The organism is Selenomonas sp. F0473 (genome assembly GCF_000315545.1).
Classification (GTDB): domain Bacteria; phylum Bacillota; class Negativicutes; order Selenomonadales; family Selenomonadaceae; genus Centipeda.
The window spans coordinates 1444409-1471348 of record NZ_JH992902.1 but is presented as its reverse complement, the minus strand read 5'-3'; the positions used below and the strand labels follow the sequence as shown (position 1 = coordinate 1471348).

The following is a 26940-nucleotide window of genomic DNA, read 5'->3' as shown; positions in this document are numbered from 1 at the left end:
TATCTCTAACCTCTCTGCATTGTGTAGTTTTCAGGGTACATTCCCGCGCCTCCAAAGGCCTCTGCCTCCCGCAGCGCGACTGTCATAATATAACATAATCTTCATTGCTGCGTCAACCCCTTTTGCCCCTTTTCTCCTCGAAACGACGGGATTATTTTTCTTTCCTTATAATAATTCGCTTAGTCACGCGCATTCTGCTTGCACTTCATTCCCTTCCTGTGGTATTCTATGGTAGGTTTTATTAAGAATCATACGGCAAAGTGCAGCGACGCGACGGCGTTTCACACTTTTGAAAGGAATATCACCCACATGTCCAAGAATCCGGTCAAACATCAATGCAGTTTTTGCAAGCGCATCATCGATGTGCGCGACCAATATGATATGCCGATCTACGATCCGAACACGGGCTTTGCGATCTGCAAGGACTGTGTGCGCGAGATCAACCGTTTCCTCGACGAGCACGATCAGTCCATCTCGTCCGAGGAGCGCAGTTCGTTCCGTGTGCAGCTCGACGATGTGCTCCAAAAGACGCGCCCGCATCTCATCAAGAACTATCTCGACGCCTATATCATCAATCAGGACCGTGCGAAGAAAATCCTTGCCGTCGCGGTCTACAACCACTACAAGCGCATGAAGTACGGCTATGAAAACGAGAAGGACGAGAAGGACGCAACGGAGATCGAAAAGTCGAACGTTATCATGCTCGGTCCCTCGGGCTGCGGAAAGACGGCGCTGCTCTCGCATCTCTCACGGCTGCTCGATGTGCCGTTCGCGGTGACGGACGCCTCGAGCCTCACGGAGGCGGGCTTCGTCGGCGCGGATGTCGAGGTCGCCGTGCGCAATCTCTACTATGCGGCGGATAAAGACGTCGAAAAGGCGGAACACGGCATCATCTATCTCGACGAATTCGATAAGATCGCGCGCAAATCGGGCGCGAACAACTCCATCACGGCCGACCCGGGGCACGAGGGCGTCCAGCAGGCGCTGCTCAAGATGCTCGAGGGCAGCGTGGTCGAGTTCACGGCGCGCGGGCAGCGCAAGCACCCCGAGGCGCCGACGATCAAGGTGGATACGAAGAACATTCTCTTCATTGTCGGCGGAGCCTTTGTCGGCATCGAGAAGGTGATCTCCAAGCGTCTGCGCAAGGGCAGTGTTGCGATCGGCTTCGGTGCAGAGGTGCGCGGCAAGGAGATTGAGAAGGAGTTTGACAGTCTCATTCACCAGGTCACGCCCGAGGATCTGATGCAGTACGGCATCATCCCTGAGATCATCGGGCGCCTGCCCGTCATCTGCACGCTGGAGACGCTGGACGAGGACGCGCTCCTGCGCATCCTCACCGAACCCATCAACGCTCCCGTGCGCCAGTATGAAAAACTGCTCGCCATGGACGGCGTCGAGCTCGTCTTTACCAAAGACGCCCTGCGTGCCGTCGCAAAGAAGGCCATCGCGCGCAAGACGGGCGCGCGCAGCCTCAAGGGCATCATCGAGGAGGTCATGCTCGACGTGATGTTCGACATCCCGCGCGAAACCGCCCCGCGCCGCGTCACTGTGACCAAGGAATGCATCACCGACGGCGCCCTTCCCATCATCGAGGTCGCCGCGGCGGGCTAACGCATGCAAGCCAAAACCGCTGTACGAAGGGAACGACCATCCCAATGTACAGCGGTTTTTCATGCGCATAGATATTTTTCAGTTATAAACGTACTGGAATGAACGCCAAATATCCATGAAAGGGGTACGTATATTGGAAGAGCGCCCTCATTTTACGGACATCACATCATATGACGAGTTCAGCCGCTGCTATTGGTACCGTGCGGAACTCGCCACACTGTGCAAACGGCTCGGCATCCGCCATACGGGAACAAAATCGGAGCTAAGCAGCTATATCGAGGCGTATTTTAACGGGACATTGATTCCCCTGCAAAAGGCGCCGCGCAAAAAAGGCAGCCGGGAGGTTTCTCTCGACTGCCCACTGCTCGACTGCAATTTCGCGTTTAACGCGGCGTTTCGAGCATATTTTTCCGAGGTAACAGGCGTCCGGGATTTCAGGTTCAATGCCGACATGGCGGCGGCATGGCGCAAGGTGAAGCGCACGCAGGACAGGGCATTCACCGTGCGAGATTTGCTCGCGCTCTATGAGCGGCACTCGGGCTATGCGAAATACGACAATACGGTCTGCGAATGGAACCGCTTCCTCAAGGACTTTTGCGCCGACCCGCAAAGCAGGATTTATAAACATCGCCTCAAAGCCGCCGCGGCGCTGTGGGCGATCGTAAAGAAATCCACGCTGCCGAAGGTCTACCGCCCCGCGCTTTTGGAGCAGAACCGCGCGCTGCTTGAGATGTATCGGTAATATCTGCATAATACCAAAGATAAAATGCCGCTGCGAAATGATATCGCAGCGGCGTTTTTATTGTCTTTCGGTTGTTGCTCAGTCCTTCATCCGCGGCACAGTCATGGTGCCGAACTCCTTTTCCTTGCGGTGGCAGTGCGGGCACTCGTTCTCGATGAGGCCGGTATAGCCGCAGACAGGGTCGCGGTCGACGGGATGATTGATGGAGAAGTAGCCCATGTTCGCGTCGTGCATGGCGCGGACGACCTTCTCGAACGCTTTGACGTTCTTCGACGGGTCGCCGTCCATCTCGATGTAGGCGATGTGCCCGGCGTTCTCGAGCTCGTGATACGGCGCCTCGATGCGGATCTTGTCGTAGGCGCTGATGTTGTAGTAGACGGGCACATGGCTGGAGTTGGTCATGTAGCCGCGGTCGGTGACGCCGGGGACGATGCCGTACGTTTTCTTGTTCGCGCGCTGGAACTGCCCCGCGGTGCTCTCGGCGGGCGTGCCGAACGTCGACCAGTTGCGGCTCTCCGCCTTGGTATAGGCGTCGGTGCGTTCGCGCATGTGGCGAACGATCTTGAGGCCGAGTTCCTGCGCCTCCTCGCTCTCGCCGTGATGCTTGCCGATGAGCGCGACGAGGCACTCGGCGAGCCCGCAGAACCCGATGGAGAACGACGCGTGCCGCAGGACGCCCTTGATGGAGTCGACCTGACTGAGCTTTTCGCTGCCCATCCATACGCCCTGCCCCATGAGGAACGGATAGTTGTAGACGTGCTTTTCCTCGATGACCTTCAGGCGGTCGAGGAGGTAGTCGTGGCAGAGCTCGATGTAGTAATCGTAGAGCTCCCAAAATTTATTGAGGTCGCCCTTCGCCTCGAGCGCGAGCTTCGGCAGGTTGATGGTCGTAAAGGAGAAGTTGCCGCGGCTGCCCGACTGCTCGGGACCGTTGACGTTGCCCATGACGCGCGTGCGGCATCCCATGGTCGCGACGCAGCTGTTGTAGTCGCCGGGCTTGTAGTATTGGAGGTTGTACGGTGCGTCGATGTTGACGTAGTTCGGGAAAAGACGGCGCGCGCTGACGCGGCACGATTCGATGAAGAGGTCGTAGTTCGGATCCTCGGGGTTGTAGTTGACGCCCGCCTTGAGCTGGAACACGGAAATGGGGAAAATGGCGGTCTCGCCGTTGCCGAGTCCCTGCCAGATCGCGCTGAGGACTTCGCGGATGACGAGACGCCCCTCGGGCGAGGTGTCGAGTCCGTAGTTGATGGAGCTGAACGGCACCTGCGCGCCCGCGCGCGAGTGGAGCGTATTGAAATTGTGGATGAGCGCCTCCATCGCCTGATGCGTCTCCTCTTCGACGCTCTCGCAGGCGAGACGGTAGATCGTCGCGGCGTCGGCGTCGAGCTCACCCGCGGCGGGCGTCTCGAATGCGTTCCGATAAACAACGTCGAGCGCGCGGCGCAGCTCTCTGATGCCGCTTTGTCCGAGGTCGCTGTCCGCATCCTCGGCGTAGACACAGACGGCGAAGTCGAGTTCTGCGCGGAGCGCCTTTTTGAACGCGTCGTGCGTGAAATGCCCGTGTCCGAGACGATAGAGGAGCGCTTTCCACGCCTCCTCGACAATCGCCTTGCGGAAGGATTTTTTCACGCCGTCCGCCATGGCGAAGTCGAACGCGTTGATGCTCTGTCCGCCGAACATGTCGTTCTGATTCGACTGGATCGCGATGCAGGCGAGGCTCGCGTACGCGCGGATGGAGTTCGGCTCGCGCAGGAAGCCGTGTCCGGTGGAGAAGCCGCCGCGGAAGAGTTTCAGGAGGTCGATCTGACAGCAGTTGAATGTGATGAGCGAGAAATCCTTGTCGTGGATGTGGATGAAGTTCTCGCGGTCGGCGTCGGCGTACCGCTCCTCGAGGACGTAGTTATCGACGAAGTGCTTTGCGCCCTCCGCGCCGAGTTTGAGCATGATGCCCATGGACGCGTCGGTGTTGATGTTCGCGTTGTCGCGCTTGAGGTCGGAGTCCACGGCGTCCGCGAAGAAGATGTCGCGGTAGCTCGCCATGAGATGCTTTTGCGCCATACGCCGCTGTGCGTGGCGCTGGCGGTAGGTGATGTAGCGGCGCGCGATGTCGTAGAAGCCGTGCGCGAGGAGCTGTTTTTCGACGAGATCCTGTATCTCCTCGACGGAGATCTCCGCGCGGCTCTCGAACGCCGCCTCCACCGCCGCCGTCACGTCCTCAATCTCGAGCGCCGTCATCGGGTGCGCGTACTCCTTGCTCGCCGCCGCGATCGCGTTCAGGATCTTCGCGCGATCGTAGGGAACGCTGTGCCCCGCGCGCTTCGTTACCGTTGTCACTGCCATGAACTCTTCTCCTTTTAATTCGAAAATATACTATATCTTGTGGTTCTTATTCATTGATGCGGAATATATTGTAACAGAGGGGCGGTAGAAACGCAAGCAATTTTTGCGGAAGAGTCGCGTCCCCACCGTAACCTGAGTGACGTGCAATCCTCTCCGTATAGCTCTAGGTATGAGGAGAATACAAACACGTGCGTAGTTGATAGCTACGTTGAGCGCAGTAAAGGGCATATAACGACGCTAGACGCCAAGATGGCACATCACCGCCTTTTTCCTTTGCGAAAGTTACCGCGATGATATATAATGAAATTTATCTGATAAGGCAGAAAAGGGCGTATCGCTATGCAAGATCATCTTGATATATTTTGGCGCAACGAGGGCCATGCCCGCGCGCTCTTTGACGATCTCAAGAGTCGTATGGCACGCAATGCTTGTGACGAGGACTTCATCGCACAGCTTGCGGCGTACCGTGAGGCGGGTGGGAACAGTGTCCACGCGGACATCTTTGCCGCGCGCTATCTCCTCGCGCAGGGAGATGCGGCAGGTGCGGTCGTCTGCGGCGAGCGCGCCTTCCGTCTGCGCCCCGTGAACCGTGCCGTGTGGGAAATACTCGCCGAGGCTTATACTCGGCTCGGCAGAGAGTTCGACGCCGCTGTCATGTATGCCTATATCTCCCATATGTACGAAACGCAGCCGTTCCCGGTCGATCTCAACAGTGCGGATACCGCCGAGATTCTTGGACGGATCTCTATTGCGCTGGATCACCATAACTACGCGCCGCAAATCAAAAACCGTGCACATATAGAGAATGGTACCATTGCGTTTGGATTCGATATTTTCCTTTTTGAACATCTGTCGCTCACGATGCCGGAAGGCCATCCGCGTTTTTGGGTCGGCACCTATGTGGACGAGGGAGTCCTCCCCGACCTGTCCATCGTCTGCAATAAATTCCGGCACGAGGAATTTCTGATGCTCTTCGACCGTACGATTACCTTTGACCTGCAAAAGGCACAAGAGACAACTGCGCCGGTACACGTCGAAGTGCCCGCAGGAACGTCGGTGGTCCTTCCCGTCGCGGGCGGGGGTACGCAGCTGAAGCAAGAGTTCCACATCGATACGGCTTCCGCGACGCATCCCGGCTATCTAGGCCCCGGGGCGTTTAATTACTTCCGGCTGAATGACTCCGCCGTGCTGCGCTCCGACGGCGACACCCCTTTTGTCGTCGGGACGCCCATCCGCATCGGCCATAGTCCGCGCCGCAAGAAGCTCGTGTTAAACATCCTCGTCGACGGGCTCTGCTGGCCGGCGGTACGTCCTCTGTTCGAGGAACATATGCCGCGCATTGCCAAATTCTTCTCACGCGGGGTAATCTTCGACCGACACTACTCCGCCTCGGAGTATACGTTCGCCTCACTCCCAACGATTGAGACGGGACGCGACCCGCGGCACACTCAGCTCTTTAACGAGCGGTGCAGCCATGAACTGCCGCTTGATATACGGACGCTCTCGGAGGAGATGCACGACCTCGGCTACTACTGCGCCGCGCCGATGGCGAGCGGATGTGCGTTCTACCACGGGATGCTGCGCGGCTACGACCGGCTCGTGATGAGTTACTGCTTCCTGCTCGCAGCGGAGGGTGCGGAACGCACGATCCGCCAAATCGAAGCATTTAACGAAACGGATCTTTTCCTCTTTTTTCACACAACAGATGTACACCCGCTCAATATCAATAAGCCGATGAAGTTCTCCGAGGAGGTAGAGTCCGGCATCGATCTTGCGGATCATTTCGTCGATATCTCCAGCCCGACGCCGAGCGTGCGCATCCCGCATCTGCCGATCTACCTCAGGCAGCATGAGGTTAGTCTGCGTCATATTGACCGCTGTATCGGACAGCTCCTCTCCTACATTGAGGAGCGCTACGATGAGAACGAGTACATCGTCAGCCTCTACTCCGATCACGGCTGTGGGATGTTTGATCCAAATCCCCCGGGCGGTGCGATTGATTTCGTAGGCCGATATGCTGTCGGTGCTTCGTGGATGATACGTGGTGCGGGTGTCCCCCGCGGCGTCGTTGCGGACGAGCTGACGAGCACCGCCGACATTTACCCTGCGCTCGGTGCGCTCTGCGGCTTCCCTGTTCCGACGGATCTCGACGGAAATCTGCCCGCTGTCCTCGGCGGTGCAGAGCGCGATGTCGTGTGCAGCGTATCTTAGTTCCCGGAACAGACGTATAAACTTGCGATGCGGAGCAAGACACATACGCTCCGCCTTGAGACGCGGGATCCCGTCACCGACGACGGCACGGTGGATTTGGCGGGGGCAAAGGTCGGCATCTATCCCGTGGAGCACGAGTTAGAGGAAGCGTACGCGATGGACAGGGAGGAGCTGCGCGCATTCTTTTATCCGCGCGCACGGGATTTTGTGCGGGAAGTAGCGAGCAACGGAGAAACATTCGCAATGTGATGCATCGCTGTTTTTCTTTGCGAAATGCGGTGCGATAGTATATAATGAAAATCATATTATATCTAGGAAAGGACCCACCTCCATGACCGACACGCAAGCGGCAGAGGATACCCGCCGCAAAATTATCCTCAGCGGCATCCAACCGACCGGCACATTTACCCTCGGGAACTATCTCGGTGCGGTGAAGAACTGGCGGCATTTGCAGGAATCCTATGACTGCTATTATTTTGTCGCCGATCTGCATGCGCTGACGGTCTATAACGAACCGGAGAAACGCCGCCGGCAGAGCCGCGAGGCATTCGCGCTCCTCCTCGCGTGCGGCCTCGATCCGAAGGAGAGCCTCGTCTTCATTCAAAGCCATGTCCCCGCGCATGCACAAATGGGCTGGATGCTCTCGTGCCTCAGCCCGTTCGGCGATCTCTCGCGCATGACGCAGTTCAAGGATAAATCCCAAAAGCACCCCGAGGACATCAACGCCGGACTCTTCACCTACCCCGCGCTCATGGCGGGCGACATCCTGCTCTACCGGGCGGATTACGTCCCCGTCGGCGCGGATCAGACGCAGCATCTCGAGTTCACGCGCGATGTCGCCGCGCGGTTCAATCGCATCTACGGCGAGACGTTCCGCCTGCCCGAAGGGTATTTCCCGAAGGCGGGCGCGCGCGTCATGAGTCTCCAGGAACCGACGGCAAAGATGAGCAAGTCCGACACGAACGTGAAGGCGACGATCTACATCCTCGACGACGAAAAGACGATTTTGAAAAAATTCAAATCCGCTGTGACTGATAGTGAGGCGGAGGTCGTGTTCCGCGAAGGCAAGGACGGCGTGAATAATCTCATGACGATTTACTCCGCCATTACAGGGAAACCAATGGATGATATTGCGGCAGAGTTCGCAGACAAGGGCTACGGTGACTTTAAAACCGCCGTCGGCACGGCCGTCGCGGAGGAGCTGCGCCCCATCCGGGAGAAATACGCAGCGCTCCTCGCCGACAAGGCCTATCTCGACGCCGCGATCCGTGAGGGAGCGGAGCGCGCGTCCGAGATCGCAGAGCGGACGCTCGCGAAGGCGAAGCGAAAGATGGGGATTATATAATCTAAGTGATGCGGAAGTTTCGATGCATAGCTAGGAACAAGGAGGTCGCAAGGGAAGGCGTAGAGGAAACCTACGTCGACCGAAGCGACTGACACAGTGACGTCGCTAGGCGCGAAAATCCCGCGTCACACGAAGGGGAATAGAGGGATGAACATACCTCATAAAATTACACGAGCGCTCATCCTCGCAGCCGGGCGCGGCAAACGCCTCGCACCGCTCACGGACGAGCGGCCGAAGCCGATGGTCGAGGTCTGCGGACGCCCGATCATCACAACCATTCTCGATGCGCTTAAGGCCGCGGGGATTTCGTCGATTACCATTGTGCGAGGCTATCGCGGCGACGCCTTCGACGCGCTCCTAGAAGAGTACGAAGGGATTTCATTTCTGGACAATCCCGACTGGGAGACGTCGAACAACATCTCATCGATCACGCTGGCGGGCACGCAGGGACTCCTCGAAGATTCCTACGTCATCGAGGGCGATCTGTATCTCGCGAATCCCGCCGTCGTGACGCCTATGCAGGAACGCTCGAACTACATCGCGTTTCCCGTCGCGGAGACGGACGACTGGCGTTTTGCCGTCGACGCGGCGGGACGCATCACGGAGATCGGCGTCGGGGGCCGCGACTGCCATCAGATGCTCGGCCTCTCGTACTGGACGGAGGAAGACGGCGCACGCCTCGCCCGCTGCACCGCGGCGCTCTACAAGGAGGAGCGTTATCGGCAGCTGTACTGGGATGAGATCGCGCTCAAATACTACCCGCCCGACTTCTCCGTCTACATCCGCCCCTGCACGCGGGCGGACGTATGGGAGATCGACACCGCAGAGGACCTCAGGGATTTGGAAAGGGAAATGAAGAACCGATGAAAACCGTATACACATGCTTTTGCACAGACATCATCCACGACGGACACCGGAACATCCTGCGCGAAGCGGCAAAGCTCGGCCGCGTTGTCGTCGGCGTGCTCTCGGATCCTGAGATGCTGCGCTACAACAGATTCCCCACGCGCACGCTCGCCGAGCGCATGGAGATGCTGCGCGCAGAGGATCTCGTGGACGAGGTCGTCGTGCAGGAGCATATTTTTTATGACGAAATTCTCGCAGAGCTCCGCCCCGACTATGTGATCCACGGGGGCAACTGGGCCAAGGGACCGGAGTCCGCACTGCGCAAGAACGTGCTTGCGTGTCTTAAGCGCCTTGGCGGAGAGCTCATCGAGCCCCCCTATACTTATAACGAAGAGGTCATCGAGATCGACCGCCGGATGCGCGAACATCTCGCCATGCCCGAGCGCCGCCGCGGCCGCCTGCGCCGCCTGCTCGAGATCATCCCCATCGTCAAGACCATCGAGGTGCACAACGGTCTCACGGGCCTGATTGCGGAAAAAACCGTCGTCGAAAGCGACGGCGGCCTCGACCAGTTCGATGCCATGTGGATTTCGAGCCTCTGCGACTCGACGGCGCGCGGCAAGCCCGACATCGAGCTCGTCGACTTCTCCGACCGCATCCAGACCATCAACGAGGTCATGGACGTCACGACGAAGCCCGTCATCCTCGACATGGACACGGGCGGCACGGCGGAGCATTTCTCCTATAACGTGCGCACGCTCGAACGCATCGGCGTCTCCGCCGTCATCGTCGAGGACAAGACGGGGGCGAAACGCAACTCCCTCTTTGGCACCGAGGTCGCGCAGACGCAGGACACGATCGAGAATTTTTCCGAGAAGATCGCCGCAGGCAAAAAGGCGCTGCGCACCGACGAATTCATGATCATCGCGCGCATCGAAAGCCTGATCCTCGAAAAGGGCCTCGATGATGCGTTGAAACGTGCGGAAGCCTATGTCACGGCAGGTGCGGACGGCATCATGATCCACTCGCGGAAGAAGACCCCCGACGAGGTCCTCGCGTTCTGCGACGCGTTCCATGCCGCACACCCGGATGTCCCCATCGTCGCCGTCCCCTCCTCCTACAACACCGTCACCGAGGCGGAGCTCGCCGCGCACGGCGTTCGCATCGTCATCTATGCGAACCAGCTCACGCGCAGCGCATTCCCCGCCATGGAGGAAACCGCGCGATCCATCCTCGTCCATCACCGCGCGCATGAGGCAGATCAGAATCTCATGCCCATCAAGGACATCATCCGTCTCATCGAAGTCATGTGAGGTGCGCCGTGGAAAATCAATGGCGTGCCATATGGAACCGGCGCGTAGCTTCAGACGAACTGCTTGCAGGGGGTTGGCAGGACGTCTTCCTGCGCCTCAAAGCACTGAACGGCTTCGACGTGGTGGACGGCGGCATCCCGCTCTCCTCCCTCCTCGCACAGTACGAGCGGACCAAAGAACTGCTCCTGCTGTCCGCCGGGCAGAGCGTCTTTGAGGTCGGCTGCGGCGCGGGCGCGAATCTCTATCTCTTTGCCCGCGACGGCATCGCCGTCGGCGGCACAGACTACGCGGCGCCGCTGATCGACGCCGCCCGGCGCATGCTGCCGGGCGCACGGGAACTCTCCTGCGGCGAGGCGGACACCTTTGATACGTCGCAAAAATACAACGCGGCACTCGCCAACAGCGTCTTTTCTTATTTTCCGGACGAGGACTTCGCCGCGCGCGCGCTCATACGCATGTGCGAAAAGACACGCGGGGCAATCGGGCTGATCGACCTGCATGATATTGAGAAAAAGCAGGCGTTCCACGATTACCGGGTGGCAACCGTGCCGAATTATGAGGAGCGCTACAAAGGTCTTGACAAGCTCTTTTACTCCCATACATTCTTCGAGGATTTCGCACGGCGGCACGGTCTGCGTGTCGAATTCCCCGCCATCGAGATGAACGGTTACTGGAACACGCCGTTCGTCTTCCACTGTTTTATGTATCGAAAGTGAGGACGACCCATCGTATGACAAAAGAATGGCAGGCCATATGGAACCGGCGCAAGGCATCGGATGATGCGCTTACGGGTGATTGGCAGGATGTATTCCTCGAACTCAAGCGGCTTAACGGATACGACGTCGTGGCGGGCGGCGTTCCGCTCGCCTCGTTCCTCGCGCAGGACGCGCAGATGCGGGATCTGCTGCAGCTTGCCCCCGGGAAAAGAGTCTTTGAGGTCGGCTGCGGCGCGGGTGCGAATCTCTATCTCTTTGCCCGCGACGGCATCACGGTCGGCGGCACGGACTACGCGGAATCTCTCATCGATGCCGCACGCAAAGTCCTCCCGAACGCACGCGAATTGTACTGTGCGGAGGCCGCGGACGTTGCCGTCAACGAACATATATATGACGCCGTTTTTTCTAACGGCGTCTTCCCCTATTTCCCCGACGAAACCTACGCAGAGCATGTCCTCAATCTCATGCTCCAAAAGAGCACGGGCACCGTCGGCGTCATGGGTCTGCACGATATCGAAAAGAAAGAAGACTACCTCGCGTTCCGCCGAGCCACGATCCCGAACTACGACGAGCTGTATCAAAATCTGACGCGGTTTTTCTATACGCGCACATTCTTCGAGGACTTCGCCCGGGCGCACAATCTGCGCATTGCGTTCCCGGAGATGGATCTGCCCGGCTACTGGAATACGCCGTTCATCTTCAACTGCTTTATGTATCGGAAGTGACTCATGAACGTCAAGCGAAATGTTCTCCTCAACCCGGGGCCCGCAACCACGACCGACACGGTGAAGGCAGCACAGCTCGTCCCCGACATCTGCCCGCGCGAACGCGAATTCGGCGATCTCATGCGCACGTTCGGGAATGATCTCCTGCGCGTCGTGCATGCAGACTCTGCAGAATGGACGACCGTGCTCTTCTGCGGCTCCGGAACCATCGCGATGGACGCCTGCGTCTCCTCGCTCGTCCCCGCGGACGGGAAACTCCTCATCATCAATAACGGCGCATACTCTGTGCGCGCGGCGGAGATGGCGCGCGCCTACGGCGTGCCGCACATTGACCTCACGTTTCCCGTCGACGGTCTGCCCGACCTTGCGGTCATTGAGGATACACTAAAAGAACATCCCGAGATCACGGCCGTCTACACGACGCATCAGGAGACGGGCACGGGCATTCTCAATCCCGTGCGCGAGATCGGCGCACTCGCCCACGCGCACGGCGCCGTCTGCATCGCCGACACCATCTCGACATTCGCTATGATCCCCATTGATGCGGCGGAGATGAACATCGACGTGTGCATGTCGTCCGCGCAAAAGGGTATCCAAGGCATGACGGGGCTTTCCTTCGTCCTCGCGCGCAAAGCCGTGCTCGACGCGGCAGCGCACTATCCCGTGCGCTCATACTATACGAACCTCGTCATGCAGTACGAGGGATTCGAAAAAACCGGGGAGATGCGGTTCACCCCGCCCGTACAGACCGTCTATGCGGCAAAGCGCGCGCTTGCGGAATACTTCGCCGAGGGCGAGACGAAGAAGTGGGCGCGCCATACGCGCGTGATTGACGCGATCCACGAGGGGCTTTCGGCATTGGGGCTGGAGGAAGCCATTCCGCGCGAAATACAGTCGGGACTCGTGGTCGCCGTGCGCTATCCGGACGACCCGCATTTTGACTTCACACACGTCCATGACTACTGCTATGCGCGCGGATTCACCATCTACCCCGGCAAGATGCAGACAACGAGGACGTTCCGCCTGTGCGCGCTCGGCGCGATCGATGCGTCGGATATCGGGGCGTTCTTTCGCGTGTTCGAAGAAGCGCTGAAGGTGTGATGCATACGTGAATAGAAAGGGTACGCCCATGGAACAATTCTGGCAAAACAATGACCGTGCGCGCGCCCTCTTCGATGACTTACTGGAACGTAGTGGACGCGCTGCGTACGACGACGATTACCTCGCCGTACTGGACGACTACCAAAAGGAAGCGCCGGATCATCCGCACCTCTATGTCTTTGCCGCGCGCTATATGCTCGCGCACGGCGATGCGGCGGCTGCCGCCGACTACGGTGAACGCGCTTTCCTCCTGCGCCCGGCAAATCACGCCGTGTGGGATGTGCTCTCGCGCGCATATACCGCCCTCGGGCGCTATGACGATGCCCTCGTGATGCAGGGCTATGCGGAAAATCTCTACCGCGTGCCCATCTCGCTGAACATCCCGTCCGCAGCGCTGACGCCTGCCGCTCTGGATCGTCTTTCTGTCGCGCTCGGCGTCGCGAGCTATGCGCCCTTTGCCGTCTGCCGTATGAGCTATAGCAGGGAGCGCGGTCTATCGGGGCAGGACGGGCTGTTTGCACGGGAGTTTTTGCCGGTCTCGCCGCACATCTCGCCCCCCTATTATGTCGGCGTCTATGCCGAGCAGGAACCGCGCATGAGCAAATCATGGCTGCTCGATACCGTGCGCCGCACGCCCGGCGCGGTGGCACATGCGGGCGGAGACTTCACGTTCGACATCATACGCGGAGAACCTGCGCGCGGCAGGATAGAGATCGACCTCCCGCAGGATATGGAGATCGTCCTGCCCGTCATCGGCACGGCGGACGATCAAAAGATCCGCTTCGAGACGTCCACGGTTAATGATACGACATGGCTGAACCCGGACGCGCCGAATTTCTTCCGTCTCTCCGAGCGCACCGCCATCTCCTCCGACCGGGACTATATCGTCGGAACGCCCGTCCGGATCGGACACGATCCGTCGCGCCGGCGGCTTGTGCTGAACATCCTCGTGGATGCGCTCGCGTGGTCGGTCGTACGTGGACGGTTCAAGGAGGAAATGCCGAACGCGCATGATTTTTTCAGCAAAGGTCTGATCTTTGACAATCATTTTTCGGTTGCCGAGTACACCTATCCGTCGCTTGCGACCATCGAGACCGGCATGTATCCGCATCACAGCGGTCTCGTCAGCGGGAGCGTCGCGATCGAGCTTCGCCCCGACCGCATCACGCTCTCGGAACGGATGAAGGAGCGCGGCTATTGGGCTGCGAATCTGGCGGGCTGTGGAGACGGCATCTATAACGGTGCGACACGCGGCTATGATCGACTCATCGTTACAACCTACCGTCAGCACGCTTATGCCGAAGTAGAGCGGCTAATCCGCCATCTGGAAGGTCTTCCCGACACGGATCATTTCATATTCCTTCATGCGCTGGATGTACATGCGGAAGCATCCGAGTTTTTTCAGTTCTCCTCATCGGTGCAGCAGCGTCTCCCCCTCGCGGATCGGCTCTCCGCGCCCGACGAGCGAGTCCCGAGTCCCTACCTCGTGCTGAACGCGCTCAGCGGGGCGGCTTTTTGGCAGGGCGTGCGCGATGCGGATCGCGCGCTCGGCACACTGTTTTCCTACCTCGAACGTCACTACAGTCCCGACGACTACATCGTGAGCCTCTACTCCGACCACGGCATCTCGATCTTCAACGAATGCGAGGATATTGCAAATCCCGCGATGACGCACGCGGCGTGGATGATGCGCGGCGCGGGCGTACCGGAGGGCGTGCGTGCGGATGAGCTGACGAGCGCGGTTGACATCTACCCGACGCTCGGAGCGCTCTGCGATTTCTCCGTCGATGCCTATGTGGACGGTGTGCTTCCAAAGGTATTCGGCGGCACGGGGCGCGAGATCGCGTTCAGCAATTCGCTCTTCCCGACCAAGGCGTATTATCTCGCGGCGCGCAGTGAAACGCATACCCTGCGGCTCATGGTCGCTAATGCGGTCGAACAGGACGGCACGGTCGATCTTTCGCGCGCAGAGGTAAAGATCTATCCGCGCGATCACGAGGGTGAGGCGGATCACGCCGTAGACAGCGCGGAGCTGCGGGCGTTCTTTTATCCGCGCGTGCGGGCGTTTTTGCGGGGGATAAGTAACAATGGTGAGGTTTTTAACTCCCCGCAGTCTACATAAAAAGGGGCTTTGCCATGCAGGACGACTTCACCGTATTTTGGAAAAACAACGACCTTGCGCGTGCCCTTTTTGACGACCTGCGCGCGCGCAGTGAGCGCTCTGCCTACGACGACGAATATCTCGCCGTGCTGGACGCGTACCAAGCGGAAGCGCCGGACAGCGCGCATTTCTACATCCTCGCGGCGCGTTATCTCACAGCGCACGGCGCGTATGACGCTGCGCTTCCGCTCGCTGAGCGCGCGTACCGTCTGCGTCCGGTCGGGTATGCGATATGGAATCTGCTCGCCGATATCTATGCGGCGCTGAATCGCCCGCTCGACGCGCTCACAATGCGGGGCTACAGTTACGGTATTTACAAGACGCCCGAACCGCACATCGATCTGCCGCCGCAGCTCCTCAGAGAGGGACTGAATCGGCTCTCCGTTGCGATGAGCGAGGGCAAGGTCGCCCCCGTCCTCACCTGCCGCGCCGCCATAGAGGACGGGCGGCTCTCCTTTCACGACGATCTCTTCGTCGGCGAGGAACTCCCGCTCACGATGCCCGAAGGCAGCGCGCGGTTCTGGGTCGGCTGTTATGCGGAGAACCGGTTTCTCTCGGAAAAGGGCATCATGCTCGAAGAGCTGCGTCACAGCGCGCGGTTCAAAAACTGCGGGCATCACGACTTCGTGCTTGATCTGCAAAAGGCACGCGAAGTGTGCGGCACGTCGGTCATCGATGTGCCGGAGGGACGCGAAGCGCTCGTCGCCGTCGCAGGCACGGAACTCTCACAGGAATTATCGTTTCAAACGGAAACAGTATCCGATCACACCTATCTCGGCAAGTGGGCATTCAGCTATTTCCGTCTCAGCGAAAAGACGACGCTGCATGCGGACGAATCCGCGCCCTACGTCCTCGGTACGCCCATCCTCCTCGGGCACAGTCCGCGCCGCAAAAAGCTCGTGCTGAACATTCTCGTCGACGGGCTCTCGTGGCCCGTCATGCGCACGCGGTTCACGGAACATATGCCGCGGATCGCGGAGTTTTTCTCACGCGGGGTCATCTTCGACGACCATTTTTCAACGTCGGAGTTCACCTACCCCGCGCTCGCCGCCATCGAAACGGGACGCTATCCGACGCACACGCAGGTGTTCAGCGAGGCGGACAGCCACGAGCTGCCGCTCGATATGGCGACGCTCTCGGAGTGCATGAAGGATCTCGGCTACTACTGCGCGGCGCCGATGGCGAGCGGCTACTCCATGTACTGCGGCGCGATGCGCGGCTACGACCGCATCGTCGCGACCTCGTGGGAGCTCCCCGCCTTTGACGGAGCGGAGCGAACGATCCGCCATATCGAAGCATTTGACGAAACGGATCAGTTCCTCTTCCTGCATGTGATGGATGTGCATCCTTACTCTGCAAACGGCTTCAAATTCGCAACCTCCGTAGAGACGCACCTGCCGCTCGCGCGGCGTCTCCTCGGTATGGAGGGCACGGAGGCGAGCGTGCGCCTGCCGAATTTTGAAATCTATCGCGCTCAGTTCCTCGAGGGGGCGAAATATGTGGACCGCAGCATCGGTATGCTGCTCGACTACATTGAGACGCACTACGACGAGGACGAATACATCGTGAGTCTCTACTCCGACCACGGCGTCTCCGTCTTCAGTCCGACCGCGGACGGCGCTGTGGACATCATGGGGCCATATTCTACGGGTGCGGCATGGATGATGCGCGGCGCTGGCGTCCCGGCTGCCGGCATCGCCTGCGAGCTGACAAGCAGCGTGGATATTTACCGCACACTCGGGCATCTCTGCGGTTTTCCCGTCGCCCCCGATACGGACGGCAACCTCCCCGCGGTATTCGGCGGGCGGGAGAGGGAGACGGCGTGCAGCATCTCTCGCTATCCCGGGCAGACGCTCAAACTTGCCGTGCGCTCAAAGACGCATGCGCTGCGCCTTGAGACGGACGACCTCGTCGCAGAGGACGGCACAGTCGATCTCGGCGGGGCATATCCCGACATCTTCCCGCGTGCGCACGAGGCGGAACCGGGATATGCCGTCGACAGCGCGGAGCTGCGGGCGTTCTTTTATCCAAGGGTGAGGGAGTTCATGAGGGGGATTGATAATAATGGCGAAATTTTCCCCTTCCCGCGTCACGCCTAGAAAGGACACGCCCATGCAAGACGATTACACCGTATTTTGGCAAAACAACGACAGCGCGCTTGCGCTGTTTGACGATCTTGCCGCACGCATGGAGCGCGGTGCCTATGACGACGAATACCTAGCGCGTCTCGACGCATACCAAGAGGAGCGCCCGGACACGGCGCATTTTTACATCTTTGCGGCGCGTTATCTTGCGGGACACGGCAGGTATGACGCCGCCCTCCCGCTCGCCGAGCGCGCGTACCGTCTGCGCCCGGTAAATTATGAGGTATGGAAGCTCCTTGCGGAAATTTACAGGTACGTCGGCAGGTATCTCGATTCCATTACCATGCAGGGCTACGGATACGGCATGTATGAGGAGATCAAGCCGCAGATCGAACTCCCGTCGCCGGAGCTTCTGCCCGAGGCGCTCGATCGGCTCGCCGTCGCGCTCGGTCCCGGGAACTATGCCCCGCTCGCTCCCCATCGACCCTTCTATAACGAGGACGGACTGACATTCCGGCGCGATGTGTTCGTCGGTGAGACGCTCCCGCTGACGATGCCCGAGGGCAGCGACCGGTTCTATGTCGGATGCTACGCGGAAAATTGTTTTCTCTCGGAAAAGGGCGAACTGCTCGAACGGTATCGTTATGACGACCTCTTTGCGCAGTATTGGCATCACGATTTCGTCTTTGATTTTCAAAAAGCACGCATGGCAAAGGACAGTTTTCATATAGAGGTGCCGGAGGGACGAGAGATCATTCTGCCCGTCGCCGGCGCGCACACCATGCACAAATGCCGTATCGAGACCGCCTCGGATGCGGAGGATATTCTCCTCGGCAAGTGGGCGTTCAGCAATTACCGCCTCGGCGAGAGTGCAGCGCTCACCTCGAGCGAGACGTTCGCCGTCGGCACGCCGATTCTCCTGGGGCACGATCCGCAACGCAAGAAGCTCGTGCTGAATATCCTCGTCGACGGGCTTCCATGGGCAGTGGTGCGAGAGCACTTCCCGCACTGTATGCCGCGCATCGGAGCGTTTTTCTCGCGCGGCGTCATCTTTGATCAGAGCTTTTCCACGTCCGAGCACACGCATCCCGCGCTCCCTGCGATTGAGACGGGGCGCTATCCGCAGCGAATCCACATCTTTAACGAAAAGGACAGTCACGAGCTGCCGCTCGATATACCGACGCTCTCAGAGCAGATGAAGAGCCTCGGCTACTACTGCGCCGCCCCTATGGCGAGCGGGTTCGGCATCTACAATGGCGTGATGCGCGGCTACGACCGCATCGTCTCTGCCTCATGGAAAGCGGCATCCTACGAAGGCGTCGACCGCACGATCCGTCAGATCGAGGCATTCGATGAGACCGATCAGTTTCTCCTGCTGCACGTAATGGACGTCCATCCATGGGACGGCAAAGACTTTAAGTTCGATCCCACCGTTGAAGCGCATCTGCCGCTGAAAGACCGCAGACTTGCACCGGGCAAGGAGCGTACCGCGAGCGTCCGCCTCCTCCCGACGAAGGTTTACCAGGAGGAATTTTGGGCGAGCCTTAAAAATGTAGATCGTGCGATCGGTGGTCTGCTCGCGTGCATCGCCGACCGCTATGACGAGGACGAATATATCGTAAATCTATACAGCGATCATGGTCAGTCCTTGTTTACTGCACAGGCTCTGCTTTCCGGCAGTGATTTTGCATGCGAGATGCAGACGAGTACGGTATGGATGATGCGCGGTGCGGGTGTTCCCGTATGCGGCATTGTGGACGAACTGACAAGCATCGTCGATATTTACCCAACCCTTGGGCATCTCTGCGGATTCCCCGTCCCGGAGGACATCGACGGGAACCTGCCCGCCGTATTCGGCGGAACGGAGCGCGATGTGGCCTACAGCGCGCTGACCTTCCCCGGACAGACATTCAAGTTTGCCGTGCGGTCAAAAACGCACGCCTTCCGCCTCGAAACGCGGGAGGTCTCCGACGAGGACGGCACGGTAGACTTCATGATTACGCGGACGGGTATCTACCCGCGTGGGCATGAGTGGGAGGACGCCTACGAATGCACCGATGAATCGCTGCGCGCGTTCTTCTACCCACGGGCGCGCGAGTTTGTTCGTTCCATCGCAAGCAATGGAGAACATTGGCCATCGATGAGGGAGGCGCGGCCGGAATGGTTCCCGGGGGCGTGATGCGGGATTTTCGCGCCTCGCTGTGTCACTGCGAAAAATCCTGCGGTTGACGTAGGTTTCATCTGCGCCTGCCCTTGTATTCTCCTCATTCCTAGGTGTGCATCAAAGCTTGCGTCTCACTTAGGTTACGACACTAGGGCGGGATTTTCTCGCATAGCTTCGTCATCCTACCCATTTTACAAAGAAAAGAGAATAAACTATGGACGTCAAAGATTTCGTCAACATCCTCGGTGCGGAGTTCTTCGTCGGCGTGCCGGATTCAAAGCTCCGGCCGCTCGTCGATTACCTCATGGAGACCTACGGGAATAAGGGCACATCTCATATCATTGCAGTAAACGAGGGGAGCGCCGCCGCGCTCGCCGCGGGCTATCATCTCGCGACGGGCAAAACGCCCGTGGTCTACCTCCAAAACAGCGGCCTCGGGAACATCGTCAACCCCCTGCTCTCTCTGCTCCACCGAGAGGTCTACGGCATCCCCTGCGTCTTCGTCATCGGCTGGCGCGGCGAGCCCGGGCTTCATGACGAGCCCCAGCATCTCGTACAGGGGCGCCTCACGCTGCCGCTGCTTGAGACGATGGGCGTCAAGACGGCCGTGCTCACACGGGACACGACGCCCGCGGATCTCACACATATGAAGGAGGAGCTCGCCCCCCATCTGGCGGCAGGCGGACAGGCGGCGCTGCTCGTCCGCGAGGGCGCGCTCTCGCACGCAAAGCAAAAATACGAGAATCCCTTCCCCATGCGCCGCGAGGAGGCCATCGCCGAAATCCTCGACGCCGTGAAGGATGCCGTCATCGTCGCAACGACGGGCAAGACGGGGCGCGAACTCTTCGAACTGCGCGCGGCGCGCGGCGAGGGTCATGCCCACGACTTCCTCACGGTCGGTTCGATGGGGCACGCGAGCGCCATTGCGCTCGGCATCGCCCTCCACCGCCCCGACCGCCGTGTCGTCTGCATCGACGGCGACGGCGCGGCGCTCATGCACATGGGGGCCATGGCGACCATCGGTGCGGCGGCGCCCGAGAACCTCGTCCACGTCCTCCTCAACAACGAGGCGCACGAATCCGTCGGCGGCGCGCCGACCGCCGCCGAAAGCGTTCACTTCCTCCACATCGCCGATGCGCTCGGTTACCGCCGTATCCTAAATGCCGACGATACCTTCTCGCTCCGCCATGCGTTGGAACAGATCAAGGCACATCGCGAACTAACCTTCCTTGAGGCGCGCGTCGCCATCGGTTCGCGCGCCGATCTCGGCCGCCCGACCACAACGCCCGCAGAGAACAGAGACGCGCTGATGGAAACACTGCGTAAATAGACTATGGACACTAAAAAACGGCTGCATACATACGGCCGTTTTTTATATACAGAATATATCTATGCAATAGGTTTTCATTTTCTAAATATAGCGCAACAGCAAAGCCCCGCACAGGACTCGCCCGTGCGGGGCTTTTCGTATGACCGCGGCTTCATCGGCGCGGAGGATATTATATTTTCAGCGCGCCGCTTATTTCTTTGCAAACGTACCGCTGACGAACCGCTCAAAGAGGATCAGGACGAGGATAAAGACGCCGAGTCCGAGGTATTCGGCCGTCGCCGCGAAGTCGCCGCCGACCATACGGAGCGGTTCTTCGCCGCCGCCGCCCGAGACGGAGACCACGATGAGACCCGCGAGCAGAACGCCGATGATGGATTCGCCGACGATGAGGCCCGACGCGAAGAGCGTGCCGCGGCGGCGTGCCTCCGCCTCCTCTTCCGCACTGCGCGTCGCCTTGATTCGCCTGTTGACGATATAGCCGAAGATCGCGCCGACGATGAGCGGCGTCTGTACCGACGGCGGCAGGTAGATGCCCATGCCGACCGCAAGCGGCGGCAGATAGAGATTCTTCGTAAAGCGCTTGAGAGAGACGTCGGCCAGCACGAGCAAAACGCCGATGCCGATGCCCATATAGATATACTCCCACGCGATCTTTCCGGAGAAAATCCCCTGCGCGATCGTCGTCATGAGGGTCGCCTGCGGCGCGGCGAGCGCCTGTGCGGGATCCATATCGGGTCGCGGGAGCGCGCCCGTAAAGCCGTACGCCTCATAGAGGAGGTTCAAGACGGGCGCGATGACGAACGCGCCAACGACGCAGCCGAGGAGCAGCGCGACCTGCTGGCGCCACGGCGTCGCGCCGACGAGCCAGCCGGTCTTGAGATCCTGCATGTTGTCGTTCGAGATGCAGGCGATGGCGAGAATAATGCTCGTCGTGAAGATCGCCGTCGCCGTCGCGAATTTCTCCCCGCCGGGCAGGTCAAAGATGCCGAACGACGAGCAGAGCGCGTACATCACGAGGGACGAGACGATGATGCCGAGGATGCCGATGCCCGAGATCGGACTGGACGACGTGCCGACGAGCCCCGCCATATAGGCGCAGGCGGCAGCAACGAAGAACCCCATGAGCACTGCGACGAGGACGCCGACAAGAGCGATGGAAAGCGTCTGCCCCATCGGCAGGGTTTCCGGCGCGACAAAGACGTAGAACACGCCGAGCAGGCCCACAACCGTCACAGCAAAGACCAGCAGAATCGAGTTCAGCGACATGTCGATATCCATACGGTGCAGTTTTTTCTGCTCCTGCGGCATCCGCATCATGCGGAACGACTCGCGGATGCCCTCAATGACCGGCCGCGAGAGCGTGATCAGCGTCCAGATCGCCGCCACGCCCATCGCGCCCGCGCCGATGAAGCGCACCTTGTTCCGGTAAACGTCGTTCGCAAACGCCTGCATCGTCATGCCGTCGGGCAGCGGCAGCACATTCGTAAAATACGGTACGAAAACGCCCCACGCGATCAGGACGCCGACCAGAATCGCGAGTCCGCTCCCGATCCCGATGAGGTACCCCGCCCCGACGAGCGCAGAGGAATAGCCGAGCGGCAGCTGCGTCATTCCTCTGCCGACGTTTACCCAAACGGTAAACGTGCTCGTGAGCACTTGGAACCCGCTCGTGCAAAGGGCAATGATACCGCCGATGATGCTGCCGGAAAAGATTTCCCTGAGCCCCGTGCCGGCAGGTTGTCCATCGACCGTCTCATGCGAGCCGGCTTTGAGGATCTCCGCCGCCGCGAGCCCTTCGGGGTACGGCAGGTCGCTGTGGACAACCATCGCGCGTCGCAGCGGGATCGTAAAGAGCACGCCGAGGCAGCCGCCGCAGGCCGAGACGAGAAGCGTCTGCCAGAACTCAAACCCCTGCCAGTAGCCGATCATCAGCATCCCCGGGATGATGAAGATGATCGAGGACAGCGTGCCCGCCGCCGACGCCTGCGTCTGCACCATGTTGTTCTCGAGGATGTTGGCGTCCTTTGCCATCTTCAGCACCGCCATCGAGATAACGGCCGCGGGGATCGCCGAGGAGAACGTCAGGCCGACCTTCAGTCCGAGGTACACGTTCGACGCGGTGAAGATGATCGTCAGAATCGCGCCGAGCACCATACCGCGGACGGTAAGCTCGGGCAGGCGCAGATCGTGCCGCATAAACTCGGTTTCTTCGTGCTTCATACATGCATTGCCCCTTTTCATAAATTTTCAAAACTGTTACTTATTATATCATAGTTTACGAGTATATGAAAGAAACGGCGCCGCGACAGAAAGGTATACAAGAGAAAATCCGCCGCATCACGCGAAGAACGGATGCGGCGGTTCGATACGGGCGAAGGCGGTTAAAGGCTACGTCGAGTACAGTATTTTTCGCGCATAGCCGCGTCATTTTGTCGAACGCTTCGCTGTGCATCGAAACTTCCGCATCGCTTAGATTACGGTGGCAGCGCCCGATTTTTGCATCTGCCCCTAATCGTTTATTGCCTAATTTTCCGGATATCCCCGTCCCCCCTCCCGCAGACATTATTTAAGAAATAAAAACACGAACGAACCGCCGCGGCAGTTCCTGTGGTGATGCCGGCGTACCGATAGAGCGCAGGGATCCCGTTGCTGCGGATTCGTTCGTGTCGTATGAGAATATGTATACTTTGTGTAAACTTTATTTTTCATTAGAGTATAACATTTTTTACTTTTGTCTTACAAAATTATAAAAATAAGAAAATTATCCCGACGGAACCAACTTGTTGCATTTCCGCCGCAGAGCCGATAAAATAAGAAAAGAAACAGGATCGACGGAAGGAGGATATCATGGATAAAATTGCACAGCTTCGGGAAATCCTCGGTAAGAGCACGCGGGCCGTGTTCTTCGGCGGCGCGGGCATGTCGACCGAGTCGGGCATTCCGGATTTTCGCAGTGCGGACGGCATCTACAGCGAGACGCTGCACAAAGAGTACAGCCCCGAGCAGATGGCGTCGCACTCGTTTCTTATCGCGCATCCGGCGGAGTTCTTCGACTTTTACCGATCGCGTTTTGTCTACCTCGCCGCAGAGCCGAACCCCGGACACTATGCGCTCGCGGAGCTCGAGCGGCGGGGCATCCTCGCCGCCGTCGTGACGCAGAACATCGACGGACTGCATCAGGCGGCGGGTTCGAAGACCGTCTATGAACTGCACGGCTCCATCCGCCGCGCGCACTGCATGGACTGCGGCGCGCATTACGAACTCGACTTTATCCTGCACAACCGCCCCGTACCGCACTGCACGTGCGGCGGCATCGTCCGCCCCGATGTCGTATTATATGAAGAAAGCCTCGACACCGACACCGTCGAGGGCGCGGTCGCGGCGATCCGCGCCGCCGACACGCTCATCATCGGCGGCACCTCGCTCATCGTCTATCCGGCAGCGGGACTGATCGATTATTTCCGCGGGGATCACCTCGTCCTCATCAACCGCACGGAGACGCGCGCCGATGGGCGGGCGGAGCTGGTGATACGGGAGCCGATCGGGGATGTGCTGCATGATGCGACGCCCGATCTTGGCGCCTAGCGTCGTCACTGCGGAAAATACTGCGGTTGACGTAGGTATTATACCACGCCTACCCTTGTATTTTCCTAGTTCCTAGCTATCCATCCAAGCTTGCGCGTCGCTTAGGCTGCGGTGTGACGTAGGATTTTCGCGCCTCGCTTTGTCATGTCGCCCTTTACTTCGCTCGACGTAGGCTTTTAACTACGGCCTCGCTCGTATTCTCCTCATTCCGTGCGATGCATCGAAACTTCCGCATCACTGAGGTTGCGGCTCTACGCTGAATTTCCGCTTCATGCACACAAAAAGGCTCCCGATCTCTCGGGAGCCTCGCTTATTTCAAGATGGAGCTGATTATAGGACTTGAACCTACGACCTGCTCATTACGAATGAGCTGCTCTACCAACTGAGCTAAATCAGCATCGCCCAGTAAGTATATCCAAAAAGATAAGGACTGTCAACCCCGCGCGCAAAGTTTTTTCCGCGTACGGCGGGGAAAATACAACGCCGTCCTAATGCTCCTTTCACAGCGATTTAATGGAGTTTTGGAACAATACGGTTGAACTCATGGATAAGAGAAGAGCCGCGTACAGCGTCGGCGCACGCGGCCAAGGAGAGATATATGATGGTACAAAAATTACGCGGCGCATGCGCCGCCGTCTTTGCGCTCAGCCTCTATCTGCTGCTCGCTTCGCCCGCGGCGGGAGCCGCCCCGCAGATCATCGAGGCAGAGGGCGTTTACATGATGGGCGACAACGACTCGCCGAAGATCGCGCGCGACGCGGCGCGCCAGGAGGCGATGCGGTCGGCGACGGAGCAGGCGGGCGTCTACGTCGAGAGCTACACCGAGACGCAGAACCTCACGCTCACGAAGGACGAGGTGCGCATGGTCGCGGGCACCGTTCTGCGCGTGCTGAAGGAGCAGGCGACGCCCGAACTCGTCGACGGCGCGTGGCGCTACCGCGTACATCTCGTCTGCGAAGTGGACGCGTCAAAGGTCGACATCGCCGCCCTTGCGTCCAATAAGGCCGAAATTGCGCGCCTCCAAAAGGAACGCGACGCGCTAAAACGCCAAAACGACGATCTCCTCGCCCGCTACGAACGCGCCGAGGGTTCGGAGAAAAAAGCCATCGGCGCCCAACTTGAGGAGAGTTATTCCCTCGGGCGCGTCTTTGACGAAGCGACGGCGATGATTCAGCGCGGCGAAGAACGCCGCGCCATCGAAGAGCTCTCACGCATCGTCGGCGATCCGACCGTGACGGACAGTGCGCGGGCCTATGCCTATTACCTGCGCGGGCGCGCCTACTACGAGCTGCGCAGCGATAAACTCGCGCTCGCAGATTTTAACGCGGCGGACCGCACCCCGCACACGAACGACGTCTACCCCATTTGGCGCCTGCACCAGTACCGCGGACAGATCTACTACGAGGCGGAACGCTACGACGACGCGGCGGCGGAGCTGCGCCGCGCATGGGACGCCTCGGATAAGACCGACGACGAGCTTTGGATGAACCTGCGCCGCGCGGAACACAAGGCGGAGCAGGAACGGCGCCACATGGAGCGCGGCGACGGCGGCGCGAAACGCGGCATCAACTGGACGCAGATCGTTACCGAGATCATTCGCGGATCCATGGAACAGGACCGCCAAGACCGACAGGAGGGATAAATCATGCGACCACGGACGGTCCTATTCGTTTTTGTACTCCTCATGCTCGTCGGCTGCCCGCTCGGCAGCCGCGGCGCCTTTGCCGCCCCGCAGATCATCGAAGCCGAGGGCGTCTACGTCATGGGCGACAGCGACGCGCCGAAGGACGCGCGCGACGCCGCCCGCAAGGAGGCCATGCGCGCCGCCGTCGAGCAGGCGGGCGTCTACGTCGAGAGCTATACCGAAGCGAAGAACCTCACGCTGACAAAGGACGAGGTGCGCACGGTCGCGGGCACGATCCTGCGGATCATCAAGGAGGAAGCCGTCCCCGAAACCGTGCGCGGAGCGTGGCAGTACCGCGTCCGCCTCACCTGTGAGGTGGATACCGAAGAGGTCGATGTCGAATCCCTCGCGCATAAAAAGGAAGAAATCGCCCGTCTCGAGCGGGAGCGCGACGCGCTGAAGGCGCAGAACAGCGCCCTGCGCATCCGCGAACAAGTCGCGAAGAATGCGGCGGCAGCGACGCACGGCACACGGCTCGAGGACACGCTCCCCTATACGGCGATCTTTGACGAGACCGCGCGTCTCATCGAAGCAGGGCAGCCCGCCGAAGCCGTACAGGAGATCTCGCGCCTCATCGGCGACCCGCGCGTCACGGGCGATGCGCTCGCCTACGCGCACGTTCTGCGCGGGCGCGCCTACTACGAGATGGGCGACGACGAAAACGCCGTGCGCAGCCTCGCCGCCGCGGACGACGTCACGCGCGAGAGCACGGTCTATCCGCTTTGGCGCAGCGACCAGTACTACGGGCTCATCTGCGAGCGCCACAAGAAATACAAGTGGGCCGCCCAGTTCCTCCGCCGCGCGTGGGAGGCCTCCGACAAGACCGATACCGCGCTTTCCGCCCAGCTTGAACGCGTCGAGAAACGCGTGAAAAAGCAAGGCGGCGGCGGCAATATCATCGGCAATGTCATCGGCGGCATCTTCCGCGGGCTCGGCGCAATCGTCGGAATCGGCTAGCACATATGAGAGATTTGTCCTA

The 26940-nt window shown here is 59.6% G+C and carries 19 protein-coding genes and 1 tRNA gene; 17 read left to right on the top strand and 3 right to left on the bottom strand.

Annotated elements, in window-relative coordinates:
- The first annotated feature begins 309 nt into the window (after nucleotides 1-309).
- Both clpX and HMPREF9161_RS06745 read left to right on the top strand, forming a co-directional pair.
- The gene (gene clpX / locus HMPREF9161_RS06750; protein ID WP_009728941.1) at nucleotides 310-1611 is read left to right on the top strand and encodes an ATP-dependent Clp protease ATP-binding subunit ClpX; all 1302 of its coding nucleotides are present in this window, start codon (nucleotides 310-312) and stop codon (nucleotides 1609-1611) included.
- Nucleotides 1612-1726: 115 nt separating this feature from the next.
- Nucleotides 1727-2353: an SAP domain-containing protein gene (locus HMPREF9161_RS06745; protein WP_156804656.1), complete on the top strand. Its 627-nt coding sequence runs from the start codon at nucleotides 1727-1729 to the stop codon at nucleotides 2351-2353.
- A gap of 78 nt (nucleotides 2354-2431) precedes the next feature.
- Here HMPREF9161_RS06745 and HMPREF9161_RS06740 read toward each other — a convergent pair whose 3' ends face one another.
- Entirely contained in the window at nucleotides 2432-4696 is a 2265-nt protein-coding gene (locus HMPREF9161_RS06740) for an anaerobic ribonucleoside triphosphate reductase (RefSeq protein WP_009728939.1), read from the bottom strand.
- Nucleotides 4697-5035: 339 nt separating this feature from the next.
- Between HMPREF9161_RS06740 and HMPREF9161_RS06735 the strand changes: the two genes are divergently transcribed.
- From HMPREF9161_RS06735 to aepY, 12 genes are all read left to right on the top strand, one after another.
- Nucleotides 5036-6907, top strand: coding sequence for a sulfatase-like hydrolase/transferase (locus HMPREF9161_RS06735; protein WP_009728938.1), 1872 nt, complete (start codon nucleotides 5036-5038; stop codon nucleotides 6905-6907).
- Between the two features lie 27 nt (nucleotides 6908-6934).
- Nucleotides 6935-7156 (top strand): hypothetical protein, encoded by a 222-nt coding sequence (locus HMPREF9161_RS10210; RefSeq protein WP_009728937.1) that lies wholly within the window; start codon nucleotides 6935-6937, stop codon nucleotides 7154-7156.
- A gap of 82 nt (nucleotides 7157-7238) precedes the next feature.
- A complete protein-coding gene (trpS, locus tag HMPREF9161_RS06730; RefSeq protein ID WP_009728936.1) occupies nucleotides 7239-8252 on the top strand; it encodes a tryptophan--tRNA ligase in 1014 nt (337 codons plus the stop codon).
- 147 nt (nucleotides 8253-8399) lie between these two features.
- Nucleotides 8400-9119: a phosphocholine cytidylyltransferase family protein gene (locus HMPREF9161_RS06725; protein ID WP_009728935.1), complete on the top strand. Its 720-nt coding sequence runs from the start codon at nucleotides 8400-8402 to the stop codon at nucleotides 9117-9119.
- Nucleotides 9116-10411, top strand: coding sequence for a phosphoenolpyruvate mutase (gene aepX / locus HMPREF9161_RS06720; protein WP_009728934.1), 1296 nt, complete (start codon nucleotides 9116-9118; stop codon nucleotides 10409-10411). Before HMPREF9161_RS06725 ends, aepX begins: the two co-directional genes overlap by 4 nt.
- A gap of 8 nt (nucleotides 10412-10419) precedes the next feature.
- Nucleotides 10420-11127 carry a bifunctional 2-polyprenyl-6-hydroxyphenol methylase/3-demethylubiquinol 3-O-methyltransferase UbiG gene (locus HMPREF9161_RS06715; RefSeq protein WP_009728933.1) on the top strand — a complete coding sequence of 236 codons (708 nt, stop codon included), beginning with the start codon at nucleotides 10420-10422 and terminating at the stop codon, nucleotides 11125-11127.
- A gap of 14 nt (nucleotides 11128-11141) precedes the next feature.
- The gene (locus tag HMPREF9161_RS06710) at nucleotides 11142-11852 is read left to right on the top strand and encodes a bifunctional 2-polyprenyl-6-hydroxyphenol methylase/3-demethylubiquinol 3-O-methyltransferase UbiG (protein WP_009728932.1); all 711 of its coding nucleotides are present in this window, start codon (nucleotides 11142-11144) and stop codon (nucleotides 11850-11852) included.
- Nucleotides 11853-11855: 3 nt separating this feature from the next.
- Nucleotides 11856-12953 (top strand): 2-aminoethylphosphonate aminotransferase, encoded by a 1098-nt coding sequence (locus tag HMPREF9161_RS06705; protein WP_009728931.1) that lies wholly within the window; start codon nucleotides 11856-11858, stop codon nucleotides 12951-12953.
- 28 nt (nucleotides 12954-12981) lie between these two features.
- Complete coding sequence (locus tag HMPREF9161_RS06700; protein ID WP_009728930.1) at nucleotides 12982-15075, top strand: sulfatase-like hydrolase/transferase; 2094 nt, start codon at nucleotides 12982-12984, stop codon at nucleotides 15073-15075.
- 14 nt (nucleotides 15076-15089) lie between these two features.
- Nucleotides 15090-17213 (top strand): sulfatase-like hydrolase/transferase, encoded by a 2124-nt coding sequence (locus HMPREF9161_RS06695; RefSeq protein WP_009728929.1) that lies wholly within the window; start codon nucleotides 15090-15092, stop codon nucleotides 17211-17213.
- A 13-nt stretch (nucleotides 17214-17226) separates the two neighbouring features.
- The gene (locus HMPREF9161_RS06690) at nucleotides 17227-19377 is read left to right on the top strand and encodes a sulfatase-like hydrolase/transferase (RefSeq protein ID WP_037348633.1); all 2151 of its coding nucleotides are present in this window, start codon (nucleotides 17227-17229) and stop codon (nucleotides 19375-19377) included.
- A gap of 199 nt (nucleotides 19378-19576) precedes the next feature.
- Nucleotides 19577-20692, top strand: a complete 1116-nt coding sequence (gene aepY, locus HMPREF9161_RS06685; protein WP_009728927.1) for a phosphonopyruvate decarboxylase — start codon at nucleotides 19577-19579, stop codon at nucleotides 20690-20692.
- Between the two features lie 189 nt (nucleotides 20693-20881).
- Here the strand turns inward: aepY and HMPREF9161_RS06680 are convergent, their stop codons facing one another.
- Nucleotides 20882-22912, bottom strand: a complete 2031-nt coding sequence (locus tag HMPREF9161_RS06680) for an OPT family oligopeptide transporter (RefSeq protein WP_009728926.1) — start codon at nucleotides 22910-22912, stop codon at nucleotides 20882-20884.
- Between the two features lie 627 nt (nucleotides 22913-23539).
- Here HMPREF9161_RS06680 and HMPREF9161_RS06675 point away from each other — a divergent pair.
- Nucleotides 23540-24277: an NAD-dependent protein deacylase gene (locus HMPREF9161_RS06675; RefSeq protein WP_009728925.1), complete on the top strand. Its 738-nt coding sequence runs from the start codon at nucleotides 23540-23542 to the stop codon at nucleotides 24275-24277.
- 321 nt (nucleotides 24278-24598) lie between these two features.
- On the opposite strand, the gene HMPREF9161_RS06670 is transcribed toward HMPREF9161_RS06675, so the two are convergent.
- Nucleotides 24599-24674, bottom strand: a tRNA-Thr gene (locus HMPREF9161_RS06670).
- Between the two features lie 204 nt (nucleotides 24675-24878).
- On the opposite strand from HMPREF9161_RS06670, the gene HMPREF9161_RS06665 reads away from it, so the two are divergent.
- Nucleotides 24879-25919 carry a hypothetical protein gene (locus tag HMPREF9161_RS06665; protein WP_037348631.1) on the top strand — a complete coding sequence of 347 codons (1041 nt, stop codon included), beginning with the start codon at nucleotides 24879-24881 and terminating at the stop codon, nucleotides 25917-25919.
- Between the two features lie 3 nt (nucleotides 25920-25922).
- On the top strand, nucleotides 25923-26918 hold the full coding sequence (locus HMPREF9161_RS06660) for a hypothetical protein (RefSeq protein ID WP_009728923.1): 996 nt from the start codon (nucleotides 25923-25925) through the stop codon (nucleotides 26916-26918).
- Nucleotides 26919-26940: the final 22 nt, after the last annotated feature.

Coding starts and splice junctions, on each gene's coding strand:
- clpX (WP_009728941.1), top strand. CDS start 310: ATGTCCAAGAATCCGGTCAAACATCAATGCAGTTTTTGCAAGCGCATC.
- HMPREF9161_RS06745 (WP_156804656.1), top strand. CDS start 1,727: ATGAAAGGGGTACGTATATTGGAAGAGCGCCCTCATTTTACGGACATC.
- HMPREF9161_RS06740 (WP_009728939.1), bottom strand. CDS start 4,696: ATGGCAGTGACAACGGTAACGAAGCGCGCGGGGCACAGCGTTCCCTAC.
- HMPREF9161_RS06735 (WP_009728938.1), top strand. CDS start 5,036: ATGCAAGATCATCTTGATATATTTTGGCGCAACGAGGGCCATGCCCGC.
- HMPREF9161_RS10210 (WP_009728937.1), top strand. CDS start 6,935: ATGCGGAGCAAGACACATACGCTCCGCCTTGAGACGCGGGATCCCGTC.
- trpS (WP_009728936.1), top strand. CDS start 7,239: ATGACCGACACGCAAGCGGCAGAGGATACCCGCCGCAAAATTATCCTC.
- HMPREF9161_RS06725 (WP_009728935.1), top strand. CDS start 8,400: ATGAACATACCTCATAAAATTACACGAGCGCTCATCCTCGCAGCCGGG.
- aepX (WP_009728934.1), top strand. CDS start 9,116: ATGAAAACCGTATACACATGCTTTTGCACAGACATCATCCACGACGGA.
- HMPREF9161_RS06710 (WP_009728932.1), top strand. CDS start 11,142: ATGACAAAAGAATGGCAGGCCATATGGAACCGGCGCAAGGCATCGGAT.
- HMPREF9161_RS06705 (WP_009728931.1), top strand. CDS start 11,856: ATGAACGTCAAGCGAAATGTTCTCCTCAACCCGGGGCCCGCAACCACG.
- HMPREF9161_RS06700 (WP_009728930.1), top strand. CDS start 12,982: ATGGAACAATTCTGGCAAAACAATGACCGTGCGCGCGCCCTCTTCGAT.
- HMPREF9161_RS06695 (WP_009728929.1), top strand. CDS start 15,090: ATGCAGGACGACTTCACCGTATTTTGGAAAAACAACGACCTTGCGCGT.
- HMPREF9161_RS06690 (WP_037348633.1), top strand. CDS start 17,227: ATGCAAGACGATTACACCGTATTTTGGCAAAACAACGACAGCGCGCTT.
- aepY (WP_009728927.1), top strand. CDS start 19,577: ATGGACGTCAAAGATTTCGTCAACATCCTCGGTGCGGAGTTCTTCGTC.
- HMPREF9161_RS06680 (WP_009728926.1), bottom strand. CDS start 22,912: ATGAAGCACGAAGAAACCGAGTTTATGCGGCACGATCTGCGCCTGCCC.
- HMPREF9161_RS06675 (WP_009728925.1), top strand. CDS start 23,540: ATGGATAAAATTGCACAGCTTCGGGAAATCCTCGGTAAGAGCACGCGG.
- HMPREF9161_RS06665 (WP_037348631.1), top strand. CDS start 24,879: ATGGTACAAAAATTACGCGGCGCATGCGCCGCCGTCTTTGCGCTCAGC.
- HMPREF9161_RS06660 (WP_009728923.1), top strand. CDS start 25,923: ATGCGACCACGGACGGTCCTATTCGTTTTTGTACTCCTCATGCTCGTC.